The organism is Paenibacillus sp. JNUCC32, from assembly GCF_014863545.1.
Taxonomy (GTDB): domain Bacteria; phylum Bacillota; class Bacilli; order Paenibacillales; family Paenibacillaceae; genus Paenibacillus_AQ; species Paenibacillus_AQ lautus_A.
In genome coordinates, this window is the sequence record NZ_CP062260.1 from 6,683,450 (window position 1) to 6,699,242 (window position 15,793).

A 15,793-nucleotide genomic window follows, 5' to 3' on the forward strand; every position below is an offset into this window, starting at 1 on the left:
CTCATTCGGAAGAGCATCCCTTTTTTTGATATGCCATTTATGTGCAGAAGGAATTATACCTTCATCAAGTCGGTGAAAGAAGCTTGGTCGAGCAGGTTGCCGACATAGAAAGGACCGAATTCGCCGAAGCGCGCGCTCACTTCGTCAAATCTCATTTCGTACACGAGCTTTTTGAATTGAAGCGCATCGTCGCTGAACAAGGTAACGCCCCATTCCCAATCGTCGAAGCCGACGGAACCGGTGATGATCTGCTTGACCTTGCCGGCATAACCGCGGCCGATCATCCCGTGGCTCTTCATCATGGATTTGCGGTCATCCATGCTCAGCATGTACCAGTTGTCCGCCAAATCCCGCTTTTTGTTCATCGGGTAGAAGCAGATATGCTTCGATTTTGGCAGGACCGGCTTCAGACGGGCAATGACATGCGGGTTCTGCATCGGATCCTCATCGGAGGAGCCGGCCAAGTAATTGCTCAGCTCGACGATGCTGACATAGGAATAAGCCTTGGTGGTGAACTGGGCGAACGTCGTTTTGTTAAAAGCGTTCTCGATCGCGTTCAGCTCTTCCAGCGTCTCGCGCAAATGCATGAAAACAAAATCGGCTTTCTGGCCGACGATGGTATATACGGCGGTGCTGCCTTGCTTGGCGGTCTCGACGGCATCCCATTCCGCAAGGAACGCATTCAGCTCGTCCAGCGCAAAAGCGCGTACTTCTTCGTCTGCAGCTTTCCAGGCCGGCCAATTGATGGTGCGGAAATCATGCAGCGCATACCAGCCCTCGAGCGTCATTGCAGCTTCGTTCATGTGATCACTCCTAAACATTATGTTCGTTATAATTGAAGCGGATGGCCGCTTGCATTAACTTCCTATATTGTACTGTAAGCGCAGTCGGAAGGGCAAACCCCGACACAATGTATTCACGATTGTTCGTTGATCTGTGATATGATTTTTAGTAAACTAGCTATTAGCTAAAGCTTGGTGTGCTGTTTCTTGCTGCAATAAAGTAGGATAGCTGCTATGCGTAGGTGATAAAGAAGAGGTGAAAACAGCGATCATGCTTCAATTTATTCCTGTGCTCGTGCTGATGATTTTGTTTTTTGTCATGATGTTCGGTATCGGTTTTATCCTAAATATGTTGATGAAGACGACCTGGTTTCCGTGCTTTCTGTTCGTGATTGTCATTCTGCCGGTCGTTGTATACAGCTTGTGGGATCGGGGCCAAATGTCGTTCTGGACTCACGTCGGATCGTTCCAGTTGGTGGATTACTTAACGGGAGTTGCGGGTCTGATCGGGGCTTACATGAGCGGATGGACCATTAAGACATTGCGTATTAAAGGGTTTAGAATGTTTTAATCGCGCTTGGCGCAAATTGAATGGAATGTTAATGGCGGCTCTTCGATACCTGGGGGCCGTCATTTATATTTATGGAAGCTCTGCCAAAAGGCAGACGCGAGAATTCCATAATTTTTGATGCGAAAGAACCGACTTCTGAGCATCGGATTTATGATAGAATAGAGGAAGTCTATTTTTGGGCGACAGGGGGAGCATAAACGATGCGCATGACTAATTTTTTACATTTTACAGAGAATCACCGTTACTGCGTATACCGTGACTTCTGCTTAAGCGGCCTGGACGACAAAATGCTTGGTTCGATATATCAACCGATGGTCGGCGCGTTTGCGGTCAGCCTGTACCGTCTTCTCGTATCGCATGTGCCGCTGGAGAAGGTGGGTTATTCGGCCATTGAACAGCAGCGAAGATTATTCTTGACATTAGGGCTTGAGCCCAGTGAAAAAGGACGCCGCTATCTCATTGAGCAAACCTCCAAGCTGGAAGCGGTAGGATTGCTGCAGACCAGCCGGATGTTCGTCCCGGAAACGGACGACCATGTTTATGAATATGAGCTGCAGGCGCCGCTCAGTCCGGCGGAGTTCTTCAATACCCAGCATCTGACGCTGCTGCTTCGCGACAAGGTGGGGAAATTCGCCGTCCTGTCGCTGAGGGAAGAGCTTTGGAGCAAGGAACCCTTGGAATGGTCCGGCATTTCCCTGAACAAGGAGAACATCTCGGTTCCCTTTTACGATATTTTCGAGTTGAACACGCATGTCATTGATTATGAACTGGAGCAGGCGCTGGAAGAGGTCGCGGTATCAAGGAAGCCGGTGCTGCCGCCGAATCCGCAGGGAGAAGGCCTGAACTACGCGGACATTATTCTGCGATTCCCGCGCGAATCCCGCAATCGCGTCTTTGTGGAGCGTCTTCGCTACGACCATGAGCAGATGGGCATCGTGAATTACGTCGTACGCAAGTACGATCTCAGCACGCAGGATTTGTGCCGCCTGCTTGACGAGGACGGCATCTTTACCGAGCACGGCGAGGTAGTCCTGGACGATTTGCAGCACAAAGCCAGCCTTCACTTTAGGCAGGGAATGAAGATGCAGGAGAAGCGGCAGATTACGGCGGGCAAGGTGGTAGCCCTGCATCAGGAGATGACGGCCGATCCGGACGAGCCTGCGCAGGAGCATGCCGTACAGATGGAATATTACGTCGAGGTTCCGGCCCAGTTCCAGTCCAAATGCGATATTCACCAATATAATATGATGCTTCGCAACGAGCCTTATACACGGCTCCTGCAGACGTTCTTCCCGGGCTCGGTTCCCGCGCAGTTTCTGGACATCTTCGAAAAGATCGACCTGAGCTACAAGCTGCCGGGCGAAGTCATCAACGTGCTCATTCATTATTTGATGTCGCTCATTGCCGCAGGCGGCGAGCAGCGGATCAACCGCAACTTTGTGGAGGCCATCGCTTCCAACATGCTGCTGAAGCAAGTAAACAGCTATGAGAAAGCCGTTCAGTATATACGGGATCAAGCCAAGATGAAAGGCAAGCAGAAGGCAGCCTCGCAGCGCACGCGTACATACGCTAAAGGCGGAAAGGCGAAGCCGGAAATTCCAGTGGCTTTGGAGACCGATCAGGCGGAGGCCGTATCGGATGAGGAGTTCGAAGAAATGATGCGGTTTGCGGCAGAAATGCAGGCTGGCAACAAGAAGGGCGGATAAGGAATATCCCGCTTAAGAGAGGAGGGAACAGGTGATGGAGTCCCTTGGTGAACTGCTGGAAAGCATGAAAAGTACTGCGCTCCTGCGCAGAACCGAGCAGATTACGGAGGATTTGCTCAGGAATCCTCTGATTCAAGCACTGCGAAGCGAATATCCGGAGATCGATGACCGGGTCATACGATTGAATTTAAGCAAGCTGTATCAATATGCGGGAGACCAGGCCCACTGCCAGGCATGCCCGGGTCTGGACCGGTGTCCGAATGATTTCCAGGGACATTTCAGCAAGCTGGATATCCAGCGGATGAACGGCACGGTGGAGATCTATGAACGGAAGGCGCCGTGCTCCCTGCAGATTGCAAAAACCAATGAGGATCAGATCAAAAAGCGGATTCGCAGCTTTTATGTTGACGAGCATGCCTTGAGCGAAGGGTACGACAATATGGAGATTATGGCGAAGGACCGCTTGCGGGCACCTGCGGTGCACCAGGTCTTCAAATATATCCGGGATACGAAGGAGAACGGCCTGTCCCCGCGCGGCTTGTATCTGACCGGTTCGTTCGGTACCGGGAAAACGTACCTGATGGGTTACTTAATGCATGAGCTTGCGAAAGCGGGCCACTCCGGCGTGATCGTCTATATGCCCGATTTCGTGGAAGATCTGAAAACCATGATGCAGGACGGCCAGAAGCTGAAGGACATGGTCGAGACGATGAAGCATTGCGACCTGCTGATCTTTGACGACATTGGAGCGGAGAATTTGAATCCGTGGGTACGAGATCATGTCCTCGGTTCCATCCTGAATTTCCGGATGAACCGGCTGCCGACTTTCTATACGTCGAACTATCCGCTCGACGGGCTGGAGCAGCATCTCAGCTTCACGAGCAAGGACGGCGAGGAGCTTCACAAAGGGCAGCGGTTGATGAACCGGATCGCGCCTTTCGTGGATGTCGTTCATTTGTTCGGAGAGAACCAGAGAGGGAAGTTCTAGACGTTTGCAACGAGCACATGAAAAGAGTGGACAAACGTCTCTTGAAGCGTAAAAAGTCTGATCCCGCTTGCGCATGGAGCGCGGCAGGATCAGACTTTTTATCTGTGCACAAGGAATCATCAAATATTAACCGACCAAGAACTTGATAATGACGAATCCGAAAAAGATGATGGTCATGAAACCGAACATCCCCACGAAGCCCATCATCAAATCGCCAAAGTCATTGCGTGGTTCTTCATTGATGTGCTCCCGTGGATCGTTAACGCGTACGTTTACATCCATGGTGCTTGCCTCCTCAAAAGGTGAACATGCCGTGCGAACACGAAAAACTTGACCGTCACCCGACTTGTTACTAGTAGTATACCCAATGCGCAAATCATTTGTAAAGATTGCATAAAAATCCCGTGAAAACCTCTTTCTTTAGGTGAGTATATTTCACTTTTTCCGGCCGATTGTGGTATACTAAATTCGTCGACCCATTCGACAATTATGATTCGCACTTTACCCGATCTTATCCTGTGAGGAGGAGAATACAATGGCTATCGTCAATGTTACCGACCAAACCTTCGTCAATGAAGTAGAAGGACAAGGCACGGTTGTAGTTGATTTCTGGGCGCCATGGTGCGGCCCTTGTAAAATGCTTGCTCCGATTCTGGACGAATTGTCTTCAGAACTCGGCGATGATGTAAAAATTGCAAAGGTGAACGTGGATGAGAATCCGGAATCCGCTGCACGCTTCGGCGTCATGAGCATTCCGACCATGATCTTCTTTAAAGACGGCCAGCCTGTCGATAAAGTCGTAGGTCTGAACTCCAAAGAAGCCTTGAAGGGCATTATTGCAAAACATCAATAAGCAGGATTTGCCATAGACTGCAATCCGCTTTCATACAGCGCCTTCGGTGTAACCCGGAGGCGCTTTGTGTGGTTCATTATCATGGTTTATATTAATATTGTTAATATCATACAATCTCCTTGGAGAGGAGGAATAGCATGGACGATTCTGCCAAACGGCTTCAGGAGCAGGAGAAGGCGCAGGAGAATATTCGCCACAAGCTGGCATTGCTGCCGGATCAGCCGGGCTGCTACCTGATGAAGAACCATGAAGGCACGATTATATACGTGGGCAAGGCCAAAGTGCTGAAGAACCGGGTGCGTTCGTATTTTACCGGGAGCCATAACGGGAAGACCCAGATGCTCGTTTCGGAAATCCGCGATTTCGAATACATCGTGACGGGCAGCAACATGGAAGCGTTAATTCTGGAGTGCAATCTGATCAAAACCCATCAGCCGAGATTCAATGTGCTGCTGAAGGACGATAAAACCTATCCCTACCTTAAAATAACGAATGAAGAGCATCCTCGCCTGGAAGTGACCAGGAGGGTGCTTAAAGATAAAGCCAAATACTTCGGTCCTTATCCGAACGCGTATGCGGCGCAGCAGACCAAAAAGCTGCTGGACCGGATGTATCCACTGCGCAAATGCGGCGTGATGCCGAAAGAGGTCTGCTTGTATTACCATATGGGACAATGCTTGGCTCCATGCGTGAAGGAAGTGCCGAAATCCGCCTATGAACAGATTACGGGAGAGATTACTTCCTTCCTGAGCGGCGGGCACGAAGAGATCAAGAAGGAACTGCAGCGAAAGATGCAGGAGGCCGCGGAGGATTTGTATTTCGAGCGTGCCAAGGAGCTGCGGGACCAAATCATCCATATCGATACCTTGATGGAGAAGCAGAAGATCACGACAACGGATACCCGGGATCGCGACGTGTTCGGTTATGCCGTGGACAAAGGCTGGATGTGCGTGCAGATTCTGTACATGCGCCAAGGCAAAATGGTGCAGCGCAACAAGTCCGTTTTTCCGTTCTACGGGGATGCGCACAGTGATTTCATGTCGTTCATAGCCCAGTATTACAGCGATAATCCTGCATTGCCGCAGGAAATTCTGCTGCCTGGGCCGCTGTTGGCAGAGGAGACCGGCTCCGAGACGGCCACTGATAGCGCCGGGGATCAGGGTGCCCGGAACGCAGACGAAGCCGCGGAAACGGAGAAGAAGCTGACCGCGGATACATCCGAAGAACAGCAGGAAGTCCTTGTCCAAGCCCAAGCTGAGCAGGCGGAGGCCGCTGGCCTCGTGGATGCTGCCGGGGGCGCTGCCGCCTTGCAGGAATGGCTGGGCGTGAAGGTTCACGTGCCGCAGCGGGGCTTGAAGAAACAGATGGTCGGCATGGCGTCGGATAACGCGAAGGTGTCGCTGGACGAGAAATTCCGCTTGATTGAGCGCGATGAAGAACGGACCTCGGTTGCAGCGGCCAATCTGGGCGAGGTGATCGGCCTCCAGTCGCTGAACCGGATCGAGGCGTTTGATAACTCGAACATCCAGGGCGCAAATCCGGTATCGGCCATGGTCGTATTCACCAACGGGAAACCGGATAAGAAGGAATATCGCAAATATAAGATTCGTACCGTGCAGGGGCCGGACGATTACGATACGATGCGTGAAGTGATCCGGCGGCGGTACGAGCGTGTATTGAAGGAGAATCTGCCGCTTCCGGACCTCATTGTCGTCGATGGGGGGAAGGGACAGATCTCAGCAGCCATCGACGTGCTGGAGAATGAACTGGGGCTGTTCGTCCCGGTCTGCGGGCTTGTGAAGGATGCCAAGCATAAAACGGCGCAGCTGATGGTCGGAGACCCGCCGGAGCCGGTGTCGCTGCCTCGGGACAGCCAGGAGTTCTATTTGCTCCAGCGCATTCAGGATGAGGTTCACCGTTTCGCGATTTCCTTCCACCGCGAGCAGCGCGGGAAATCGATGGTGACGTCCAAGCTGGATTCGATCCCAGGCATCGGGGAGAAGCGCCGCAAAATGCTGCTGAAGCATTTTGGCTCGGTCAAAAAAATAAAAGAGGCTTCAGTCGAAGACTTCAAGCCCCTTTCCATCGGTGAAAAATTAGCAACGGATATTCTTAATGCACTTCGTGAGGAGGAGTCGTGACATACGGCTTCTCTTTTTTTGTCGGGTTGAAACGGTAAATCGCATAGGCGACAATCGCCGGAAGCACCATGTAAAAAGCGCCGGTCAGCAAGTTGGCTGCATCCTTGAGCATGATCAGGCTGATGCCCATCAGGATGCTGTTGAAGATGACATGGGAGAACATCGCCGCCAAATACCCGTATTTCAAGAAGATGTAGCTGAACAGCAAACCGATGATGACCAGCTCAATCGGCCGGGAGATCACGGGGTATATCGGATAGAGCGTATGTCCCAGTGCCCAGATAAGCGAGGTGATCAAGCTTGCAACAAAGGTGTTGCGGACGATCTTTTTCACCATCTTGATGCCGAACAGCCGGTACACGGCCTCCTCGGATATGCCGGCCAGCCAGGCCATCAACGGAAACAGCCAAGGATACAGCATGTTGTAAGGCGATTGCGTCGCATCCGTGGTGGACCATGTATTCAGGGTCAGACCAAGACCGATAAAGATGACGGATTGGACGCCAAGCAGGATGAAGGCCCACATATACCCCAGCTTCATGCTGTCCAGCACGTAATGCCCGTATCCGGGTTCTTTGGCACGCGGCCATGGATTGAGTCCGTCTTCTTTATGCCACAGCCCGCTGCCGCCGACAAGGGAAAAATAGAGCAGGGCGGAGAAGACGAGCGAATAGACGGCATAGAAAATCATCATCCCGAGCACGCCGGTTTGCGACATGCCTTCGGATTTGAAAACGGGAATCAGATTATACGTATTCAGCATTTGAATGACGAACAGCAGCGCGGATAAGAACAGGCCGCGCTTAAATGAGGTGTAGGCCCTGGTCTTCACGCTGTACACAATCGCAAGAATGCCCAGGATTAGGGTGAACAGGCCGTACCCTGCGAGCGTCAGCAGGGTGGCATCCTGCGTCTGCTTGTTGACATAAGCAGAGTGGGCGGCTGGCACCGAGAAGGAGGGCTCATAAGAGCGCAATTTCCCCTGCTCGAAGGTGAAGCGGTGCTCCAGCCTGGAGTCCCCGATCCTGGATTCAGGGTCCACATATTTGAGACGGGGCTCCCCTTCCTTCGTAACCAGCTCCAGATTCGACAGGTCATAACCCGCCCGCTGAAGCCATGGCTCCGCCAGCGCCTGCTTCTCGGCCAATGTCATGCCGTCCTCAACGACGAGCAGCATCTGCCTCTGAATCTCGCCCTTGTTCAGCTCGATCCGGTCAAAGCTGGAACGGGCATAATCATACGAGAATCCGACGATGCCGGAATTCTGCATGTGCACGTCCACATTGAGGGCATCGCCTCCAGGCTCGCTGAAGCGAACGCGGTATACGTCATAGGGATATTTGGCTTCATAGGTTTTGTTATATTCCGAAAGCCTCTTCTCCTTCGCCAGATATCCGTAAAGTTCCGATTTGGATTGATATGTAACCAAGGCTTCGTCCGTGTCCGCAGCCGCAAACTGCAGATGCTCCTGAGCAAACCTTGAAGCTGCCTGCCGAGCCTGCTCCTTGGAAATGATATCCGGTGAGGCCATCTCGGCATCGTCCGGATTCGCCCACGGAAATACCTGAAATAATAGGAACAGAATCAGGCCGACTGCGGCAGGCGCGATGAGCTGCTTCAGATTGGGCTTCAGCTTCAAGGGCTCTCTTGCACGATTCATGAAATTCCTCCTCTAAGAAAGTTGATACTCCCACTGGTATTCGATATGCCTGATTAAGAACGCATAGAGTCAATATAACATAGTATGAAAGCCATAAGCAGCTTATCCCAATTATCGGAATATTGAAATAAATCGATGAAAATGAATGAAAGGTTTCGAAAACGTTAGAGAACCCTACGCTTGTATTCTTGAATATGCCCAATTCGCGCTCTTTTAAAGATATTTCGGGCGAAAAACGGCATTGGGTTACGTAACGGATTGAGTTATAATCACATCATGCTTGAAGGAACCGAATATTCCAGCCGAATTTCGTAATGAAAATGGGGGAACCATGTAATTGGGGTGAATTTCATTATTCCCGGAATAATGAATAGGGCGACCTGTGGAAATGCCCGAATCCGTCAGCTAACCTCGTAGGCTGTTGCACAGGAACCAGACCGAAAGGCACTGCGTTTTCCAGTGTCTTTTTTCGTTGATTTTTTTAAAGAAGGTGTCCGATTGAACGCTAAATTAAACTGGCTTACATTGTCTCCGCCTCAAATTCTCGTGCTTGGTTTTGCGGCCATCATCTTCATCGGGACCGGGCTGTTAATGCTGCCAATCTCGACGACGACGGGCGAACCGCTTGGATTTACTGACGCCTTGTTCACTTCGACCTCGGCAACGTGCGTAACGGGCCTGGTCGTGGTGGATACGGGAACGACATTCAGTTCCTTCGGAGAAGTCGTGATCATGCTGCTGATTCAAATCGGCGGGCTCGGATTCATGACGATGGCTACTTTATTCGCCTTGGTTCTGAAAAGACGCATATCGCTCAAAGACCGTCTAATCTTACAGGAAGCGATGAATCAGTCCTCGATGGAAGGCATCGTAAGGCTGATACGCAGAGTATTGCTGTACTCCCTCGTCATCGAGGCCTGCGGCGCAGTCATTTTATCGATTCGTTGGGCGTTTGATATGCCGCTGGGCCGGGCGATCTATTACGGTGTTTTTCATGCGGTGACGATGTTTAACAACGCCGGCTTCGATTTGTTTGGCGATTTTCGGAGTTTGACCGGGTATGTATACGATCCGGTAGTCAACTTCGTCGTGATGTTCTTGATTGTTTCCGGGGGCATTGGATTTATTGTGCTGTCCGATCTGATCGATTATCGAAAACAGCGGAGGCTCTCCCTGCACTCCAAGGTGGTGCTCACGATGACGGCTGCCTTGCTTGCGGTCGGATTTATCGTCATTCTCATATTTGAATTTACCAATCCGAGAACGCTGGGTTCCCTGAACTGGGGCGGAAAATTCTTCGGCGCGTTATTCCAATCCGTAACGCCGCGTACGGCGGGCGCGAATACTATAGATATTACGGGGCTCAGACAGGCAACGCAATTTTTTATCGTCATCCTGATGTTTATCGGAGCATCTCCAGGGTCAACCGGCGGCGGCATCAAAACCACGACCTTTACCATTATGGTAGGGGCGGTCATCGCGATGATGCGCGGGCGGGAAGACATCGTCATGTTCCGTTATCGCCTGGCCCAGGAGCGGGTGCTGAAGGCACTGACCATTGCCTTGCTGGCCCTGCTGCTCGTTCTAACCGTCTCGATGATTCTGTCGACGACAGAGGAAGGGGACTTCCTGGAGATTCTATTCGAAACGACATCCGCCTTCGGTACGGTAGGTCTCTCCATGGGCTTAACGCCCGATTTGACCGTGTTCGGCAAGATCCTGATCAGCCTTACGATGTTTGCGGGTCGATTGGGGCCGTTGACGCTTGCTTATGCACTGGGGCCGAAAAAGGGTAAAGAATTATATCGTCATCCGGAAGGCAAAATGATAATTGGATAAGGGGTATAGGAGAGACATGAAACCAAAGCAATTTGCAATCATCGGTTTGGGGCGATTTGGCGCCAGTCTGGCGCTGGAGCTGATGGAACAGGGATATGAGGTGCTCGGCATCGACCGGAACGAAGAGGTCGTCGAGGACATGAGCGAGCTGCTGACGCATACGGTGGTGGCGGACGCGACGGATGAGGAAGTGCTTAAATCGCTTGGCATCCGCAACTTCGACTGCGGGATCGTTGCGATCGGGAACGACATTCAGATGAGCATCCTCTCCGCCATCCTGTTGAAAGAGCTGGGTGTCGCGATGGTCGTTGCCAAGGCGATATCGGTGCTGCACGGCCGGGCGCTGGAGAAGCTTGGCGTGGACCGGGTCATCTTTCCCGAACGGGATATGGGGATCCGGGTAGCGCACCAGCTCGTGACGCCAAACCTGCTTGATTATATCGAATTATCCAAGGATTATCTGATTGTGGAGATGACGGTCACGGACTGCATGGACGGAAAAACGCTGAGCGAGCTTAATACGAGGGTCCGGTACGGCGTCAGCGTGGTGGCGCTGAATAAACAGTCCGGCATTATCGTTGCTCCGACGGCCATGGACGTCGTGAATTCCGGCGACATTATGGTCGTCATCGGCTCCAATGACAACGTGGACCGCTTTGAGTCCGAAGTCGTGAATATGCTCGAAAAATAAATATAGTAGAAAAAAACTGACGATTGCGAAATATCGTCAGTTTTTTTTCGATTTATCTTCCTCCAGCTTGCGGAACAGGATCTCCGTTTCTTCGATCCAGCGGCTGGCCGCCTTGCTCAGCTCCGAGGCTTGACCGTAGATCAGCGAAGTCGTTCGCCGGGTTTCGATGAGTGCCGGAATATGAATGTCGACGAGCCCGTTATCAGACAGCAGCTGCGGCCTCAGATAGGATTTGGGCAGCAGCGCGGCCGCCTTGCAGGTCGGGATCAGCCTGACGATCGCTTCGAAGGAGTCGATCTCCATCCGGATATCGGGCATGATGCCCCAGCGGTGAAACAGATCGTCCGTCAGCTTGCGGTACCAGGTTCCGGTCGAAAATATGATCATTGGCAAGCCTTGAAGCTGTTCGATGCCCACATCCTCGATTTCCGCCAGCGGATGTGAAGACGGGATGACAAGCTCCAGATGGTCATCGAACAGCGGGATGCAGTTCAAGCCCGGCTGGTTGATGGATGAAGCAACAATGCCGACATCGACCCGTTTATCCCTTACATAAGACACGATTTCATGGGTCTTGCCGGTGATGAGCTTGATTTCGGCTGACGGATGACGCTCCATGAAGGCATTGACCAGCGGGGGCAGGGTGGTCTGCAGCGTGGTCAGACTGGCGCCCAGGTTAATCGAGATTTGGTCCCCTTCCCGGTAATGGGCCAAGGTCTGCAAGAATTTGATCTGCTGCTGGCGCTGCTCCAGGGCGAAGGTATACACAATCTGCCCAATTGAGGTAAGCTCCAGCCTTTTGCCGCGGCGGTTGAACAGCTGCAGTCCGAGCTGGTCCTCCAGTTTGGCTATTTTTCGGGACAGGGCCGGCTGTGACAGGTTGAGCAGCTTGGAGGCTTGATTGATGCTGGATTGCTCCACGACGACGGCGAACACGTCCAGTTCTTCGAACATGGAAATCCTCCTATTAAAATAGACATGCGTGCAAAACGTTGCTTATGCGTATAGATTATAACGATTAATAATTATATTGCAATTCCATTATAAGAAAAAAAGGAGTAACATGAAACATGACACAAGTTGTTCACACGATTGCTGAAATAGGCAACTTTTTGTCGTTGCAAGGCTTTTTGAACAACCTCTTTTAGGGCAGGGGAAGTGTAATTGTTCTGAAAATAGGAAAGATTGAAAATGAAAACGCTGTACATTGGAAAGGGGAACGTCAACTGATGAAAGGGTATTATTCCAGAAAGCTGCATTCTTTGCTCGGTGTCATACCGCTTGGGGCATTTTTGCTCAGCCATATGATTTCCAACTTTAAGGCTTTCGAGGGTGGAAAGGAAGGCTTCGCGAGCGCGGTGCATTTTTTGAACAGCATGCCGCTGATTTTTTTCCTCGAGCTGTTCCTGATCTGGCTGCCATTGCTATATCACGGCGTCTACGGGTTATACATCGCTTACCAGGCGAATAACAACGTGGGCAACTACAACTATGAACGGAACATCCGCTTCACCATCCAACGGATCACCGGCGTTATTACGTTCGTTTTTGTCATCTGGCATATGTACGATACGCGCTTCCAAATCATGATCGGCAAAATCACGCATGACGATTTGGGCGCGACGATGCACGGCATCATGAACAATCCGGTTCTGTTTATTCTGTACGTCATCGGCGTTGTTTCCGCTACCTTCCACTTCGCTAACGGCCTGTGGGCGTTTCTCGTCAGCTGGGGCATCACCGTCGGTCCGCGCGCGCAGAAGGTATCCACTTACATCTGCATGGGCTTGTTCGTATTGATGAGCGTGCTGTTCGTTCTTGCCATGACAGCATTCCGCGGTTCCGAATTCCAGGCGGCGACGGCAGCGATCGACGTAGTTAAGACAGTCTTAAGTTAAAGGGGAGTGAACGAAAAATGGCATCTAATATTATCGTAGTGGGCGGCGGCCTCGCCGGGCTGATGGCAACCATCAAAGCGGCGGAAGCAGGCGCTCACGTTCATCTATTCTCGCTTGTACCCGTTAAACGCTCTCACTCCGTGTGTGCGCAAGGCGGCATCAATGGAGCCGTAAATACGAAAGGTGAAGGTGACTCTCCTTGGGAGCATTTTGACGATACCGTTTACGGCGGCGACTTCCTTGCGAATCAGCCTCCGGTCAAAGCGATGTGCGAGGCGGCGCCGGGCATTATCCACTTGATGGACCGCATGGGCGTTATGTTTAACCGCACGCCGGAAGGCCTGCTCGATTTCCGCCGCTTCGGCGGAACGAAGCGCCATCGTACCGCGTTTGCCGGCGCGACCACCGGCCAGCAGCTGCTGTACGCGCTTGACGAGCAGGTTCGCCGCTGGGAAACCGCGGGGCTTGTGACCAAATACGAGAACTGGGAGTTCCTGAATGCGGTCATCGACGACGAAGGCGTATGCCGCGGTATTGCCGCCCAGGATCTGCGCTCGATGGAGATCAAGTCGTTCAAGGCCGAAGCCGTCATTCTCGCCAGCGGCGGTCCCGGCATTATTTTCGGAAAAACAACCAACTCGGTTATCAATACGGGAACAGCGGCCAGTGCGGTGTATCAGCAAGGCGTTCATTATGCGAACGGCGAGTTCATCCAGATCCACCCGACGGCCATTCCGGGCGACGACAAGCTCCGCTTGATGTCCGAGTCGGCACGCGGCGAAGGCGGACGGATTTGGACCTATAAAGACGGCAAGCCTTGGTATTTCCTCGAAGAGAAATACCCTGCTTACGGAAATCTGGTGCCGCGCGATATCGCTACGCGCGAAATCTTCTCCGTCTGCGTTGATATGGGACTCGGCATCAACGGCGAGAACATGGTTTACCTGGACCTCTCCCATAAGGATCCGAAAGAGCTGGACGTCAAGCTCGGCGGCATCATTGAAATCTATGAGAAATTCATGGGCGACGATCCGCGCAAAATCCCGATGAAAATCTTCCCGGCAGTCCATTACTCCATGGGCGGCATGTGGGTCGATTACAACCAAATGACCAACATTCCAGGGCTGTTCGCAGCCGGCGAATGCGAGTATCAATATCACGGCGCGAACCGTTTGGGAGCCAACTCCCTGGTATCCGCCATTTACGGCGGCATGGTGGCCGGACCGAAAGCGATCGAATACGTCAAAGGCCTGAAGAAATCCGCAGAGGATGTTTCCTCCACGGTATTTGACCGCGCAGCGAAAGAGCAAACCACCAAGTACGAAGGCCTGCTCAAGATGGAAGGAACCGAGAATGCTTACGTGATCCATAAAGAGCTCGGTGAATGGATGACCAACAACATGACGGTTGTTCGTTACAATGACAAGCTCGAAGCAACCATCGGCAAAATCAAGGAATTGAAGCAGCGTTACCGCAATATCAATATGACGGATACCTCCCGCTGGAACAACCAGGGCGTGGCGTTCACGCGTCAGCTGTGGAACATGCTGGAGCTGTCCGAGGCCATGACGCTGGGTGCGCTTCTCCGGAACGAAAGCCGGGGCGCTCACTACAAGCCGGAATTCCCGGATCGTAACGATGAAGACTTCCTCAAGACAACCAAAGCAACCTGGACGCCGGATGGACCACAGATTTCATATGAAGAAGTGGATGTTTCCTTAATCCCGCCGCGGATTCGCGACTATTCGAAAGACAAGTAAGAAGGAAGGGGGATTTACGATGTCTCAAACGGCAGCTGCCTCAAAGAGCGTTAAATTTATCATTACACGTCAGGACAATCCGGAGACGAAGTCCTATACCGAGGAATTCGAAATTCCGTACCGTCCCGGCATGAACGTCATTAGTGCGCTGATGGAAATTCAGCGCAATCCCAAAAATGCGCAGGGCCAAACCACCGCACCCGTATGCTGGGACTCCAACTGCCTGGAAGAAGTGTGCGGAGCTTGCTCCATGGTCATCAACGGGAAGCCGCGCCAAGCATGCGCGGCCTTGATCGATAAGCTGGAGCAGCCGATTCGGATTCAGCCGATGAAGACGTTCCCGGTCGTGAGAGACTTGGTGATCGACCGCAGCCGCATGTTCACGGCCCTCAAGCGCGTGAAAGCGTGGATTCCGATCGACGGCACCTATGACCTTGGTCCCGGCCCCAAAATGGCGGAGAAGAAGCGTCAGTGGGCTTACGAGCTGTCCAAGTGCATGACCTGCGGCGTTTGCCTGGAGGCTTGTCCGAACGTCAACGAAAAAACGGACTTTATCGGACCGGCCGCGATCTCCCAGGTTCGCTTGTTCAATGCTCACCCGACAGGCGAGATGAACAAGGAGGAGCGTTTGGAAGCGCTGATGCAGGACGGAGGCATCGAGGGCTGCGGCAACTCGCAGAACTGCGTGCGTTCTTGTCCGAAGGGCATTCCGCTGACAACGTCCATTGCGGAAATGAACAAGGATACGACCAAACACCTGTTTAAGCGCTGGCTTGGCGTTTAATCGGTTAACTTCAATACCAAGGCGTCTGACCGGGGCATGGGCTTCGGTACAGGCGCTTTTTGTTGTGTGCTATAATTTATGTGTTTTTTCATAGGATAGGAAATCTTCGAATTGAATCTG

General features: G+C 52.1%; 14 protein-coding genes and 1 riboswitch. Of the genes, 10 read left to right on the forward strand and 4 right to left on the reverse strand.

Annotation, left to right across the window (positions count from 1 at the left end; genetic code table 11):
- Positions 1–53 precede the first annotated feature (53 nt).
- Positions 54–803, reverse strand: a complete 750-nt coding sequence (gene hemQ, locus JNUCC32_RS29730; RefSeq protein ID WP_015737412.1) for a hydrogen peroxide-dependent heme synthase — start codon at positions 801–803, stop codon at positions 54–56.
- A gap of 250 nt (positions 804–1,053) precedes the next feature.
- Here hemQ and JNUCC32_RS29735 point away from each other — a divergent pair, with 250 nt between their 5' ends.
- From JNUCC32_RS29735 to dnaI, 3 genes are all read left to right on the forward strand, one after another.
- Positions 1,054–1,353: a YuiB family protein gene (locus tag JNUCC32_RS29735; protein ID WP_015737411.1), complete on the forward strand. Its 300-nt coding sequence runs from the start codon at positions 1,054–1,056 to the stop codon at positions 1,351–1,353.
- A 200-nt stretch (positions 1,354–1,553) separates the two neighbouring features.
- Positions 1,554–3,059, forward strand: coding sequence for a replication initiation and membrane attachment family protein (locus JNUCC32_RS29740; protein WP_192570598.1), 1,506 nt, complete (start codon positions 1,554–1,556; stop codon positions 3,057–3,059).
- A 34-nt stretch (positions 3,060–3,093) separates the two neighbouring features.
- Complete coding sequence (dnaI, locus tag JNUCC32_RS29745) at positions 3,094–4,047, forward strand: primosomal protein DnaI (protein ID WP_009592849.1); 954 nt, start codon at positions 3,094–3,096, stop codon at positions 4,045–4,047.
- Between the two features lie 126 nt (positions 4,048–4,173).
- Here the strand turns inward: dnaI and JNUCC32_RS29750 are convergent, their stop codons facing one another.
- The gene (locus JNUCC32_RS29750) at positions 4,174–4,329 is read right to left on the reverse strand and encodes a hypothetical protein (RefSeq protein ID WP_006212594.1); all 156 of its coding nucleotides are present in this window, start codon (positions 4,327–4,329) and stop codon (positions 4,174–4,176) included.
- Between the two features lie 253 nt (positions 4,330–4,582).
- Here JNUCC32_RS29750 and trxA point away from each other — a divergent pair, with 253 nt between their 5' ends.
- Both trxA and uvrC read left to right on the forward strand, forming a co-directional pair.
- A complete protein-coding gene (trxA, locus tag JNUCC32_RS29755; RefSeq protein ID WP_009592891.1) occupies positions 4,583–4,900 on the forward strand; it encodes a thioredoxin in 318 nt (105 codons plus the stop codon).
- A gap of 137 nt (positions 4,901–5,037) precedes the next feature.
- Entirely contained in the window at positions 5,038–7,041 is a 2,004-nt protein-coding gene (gene uvrC / locus JNUCC32_RS29760; protein ID WP_192570599.1) for an excinuclease ABC subunit UvrC, read from the forward strand.
- On the opposite strand, the gene JNUCC32_RS29765 is transcribed toward uvrC, so the two are convergent.
- A complete protein-coding gene (locus tag JNUCC32_RS29765) occupies positions 7,013–8,701 on the reverse strand; it encodes a CPBP family intramembrane glutamic endopeptidase (RefSeq protein WP_096776634.1) in 1,689 nt (562 codons plus the stop codon). The two genes, uvrC and JNUCC32_RS29765, sit on opposite strands and share 29 nt — an antisense overlap.
- Positions 8,702–8,991: 290 nt before the next feature.
- Positions 8,992–9,136: riboswitch (cyclic di-AMP (ydaO/yuaA leader) on the forward strand.
- Positions 9,137–9,199: 63 nt separating this feature from the next.
- Here JNUCC32_RS29765 and JNUCC32_RS29770 point away from each other — a divergent pair.
- Together JNUCC32_RS29770 and JNUCC32_RS29775 are read left to right on the forward strand one after the other, a co-directional pair.
- Positions 9,200–10,540, forward strand: a complete 1,341-nt coding sequence (locus JNUCC32_RS29770) for a TrkH family potassium uptake protein (RefSeq protein ID WP_192570600.1) — start codon at positions 9,200–9,202, stop codon at positions 10,538–10,540.
- A 16-nt stretch (positions 10,541–10,556) separates the two neighbouring features.
- On the forward strand, positions 10,557–11,231 hold the full coding sequence (locus JNUCC32_RS29775; protein WP_009592874.1) for a potassium channel family protein: 675 nt from the start codon (positions 10,557–10,559) through the stop codon (positions 11,229–11,231).
- Between the two features lie 36 nt (positions 11,232–11,267).
- Here JNUCC32_RS29775 and JNUCC32_RS29780 read toward each other — a convergent pair whose 3' ends face one another.
- Positions 11,268–12,185, reverse strand: a complete 918-nt coding sequence (locus tag JNUCC32_RS29780; RefSeq protein ID WP_015737406.1) for a LysR family transcriptional regulator — start codon at positions 12,183–12,185, stop codon at positions 11,268–11,270.
- Between the two features lie 275 nt (positions 12,186–12,460).
- On the opposite strand from JNUCC32_RS29780, the gene JNUCC32_RS29785 reads away from it, so the two are divergent.
- The 3 genes from JNUCC32_RS29785 to sdhB are packed head-to-tail and all read left to right on the forward strand — an operon-like array spanning position 12,461 to position 15,673.
- Complete coding sequence (locus JNUCC32_RS29785) at positions 12,461–13,129, forward strand: succinate dehydrogenase cytochrome b558 subunit (RefSeq protein ID WP_015737405.1); 669 nt, start codon at positions 12,461–12,463, stop codon at positions 13,127–13,129.
- Between the two features lie 17 nt (positions 13,130–13,146).
- A complete protein-coding gene (gene sdhA / locus JNUCC32_RS29790; RefSeq protein ID WP_015737404.1) occupies positions 13,147–14,889 on the forward strand; it encodes a succinate dehydrogenase flavoprotein subunit in 1,743 nt (580 codons plus the stop codon).
- Between the two features lie 19 nt (positions 14,890–14,908).
- Positions 14,909–15,673: a succinate dehydrogenase iron-sulfur subunit gene (gene sdhB / locus JNUCC32_RS29795; RefSeq protein ID WP_076324823.1), complete on the forward strand. Its 765-nt coding sequence runs from the start codon at positions 14,909–14,911 to the stop codon at positions 15,671–15,673.
- Positions 15,674–15,793 lie beyond the last annotated feature (120 nt).

Bases quoted from the DNA above. Each gene is read 5' to 3' on its own strand.
- hemQ (WP_015737412.1), bottom strand. From the start codon at position 803: ATGAACGAAGCTGCAATGACGCTCGAGGGCTGGTATGCGCTGCATGAT.
- JNUCC32_RS29735 (WP_015737411.1), top strand. From the start codon at position 1,054: ATGCTTCAATTTATTCCTGTGCTCGTGCTGATGATTTTGTTTTTTGTC.
- JNUCC32_RS29740 (WP_192570598.1), top strand. From the start codon at position 1,554: ATGCGCATGACTAATTTTTTACATTTTACAGAGAATCACCGTTACTGC.
- dnaI (WP_009592849.1), top strand. From the start codon at position 3,094: ATGGAGTCCCTTGGTGAACTGCTGGAAAGCATGAAAAGTACTGCGCTC.
- JNUCC32_RS29750 (WP_006212594.1), bottom strand. From the start codon at position 4,329: ATGGATGTAAACGTACGCGTTAACGATCCACGGGAGCACATCAATGAA.
- trxA (WP_009592891.1), top strand. From the start codon at position 4,583: ATGGCTATCGTCAATGTTACCGACCAAACCTTCGTCAATGAAGTAGAA.
- uvrC (WP_192570599.1), top strand. From the start codon at position 5,038: ATGGACGATTCTGCCAAACGGCTTCAGGAGCAGGAGAAGGCGCAGGAG.
- JNUCC32_RS29765 (WP_096776634.1), bottom strand. From the start codon at position 8,701: ATGAATCGTGCAAGAGAGCCCTTGAAGCTGAAGCCCAATCTGAAGCAG.
- JNUCC32_RS29775 (WP_009592874.1), top strand. From the start codon at position 10,557: ATGAAACCAAAGCAATTTGCAATCATCGGTTTGGGGCGATTTGGCGCC.
- JNUCC32_RS29780 (WP_015737406.1), bottom strand. From the start codon at position 12,185: ATGTTCGAAGAACTGGACGTGTTCGCCGTCGTCGTGGAGCAATCCAGC.
- JNUCC32_RS29785 (WP_015737405.1), top strand. From the start codon at position 12,461: ATGAAAGGGTATTATTCCAGAAAGCTGCATTCTTTGCTCGGTGTCATA.
- sdhA (WP_015737404.1), top strand. From the start codon at position 13,147: ATGGCATCTAATATTATCGTAGTGGGCGGCGGCCTCGCCGGGCTGATG.
- sdhB (WP_076324823.1), top strand. From the start codon at position 14,909: ATGTCTCAAACGGCAGCTGCCTCAAAGAGCGTTAAATTTATCATTACA.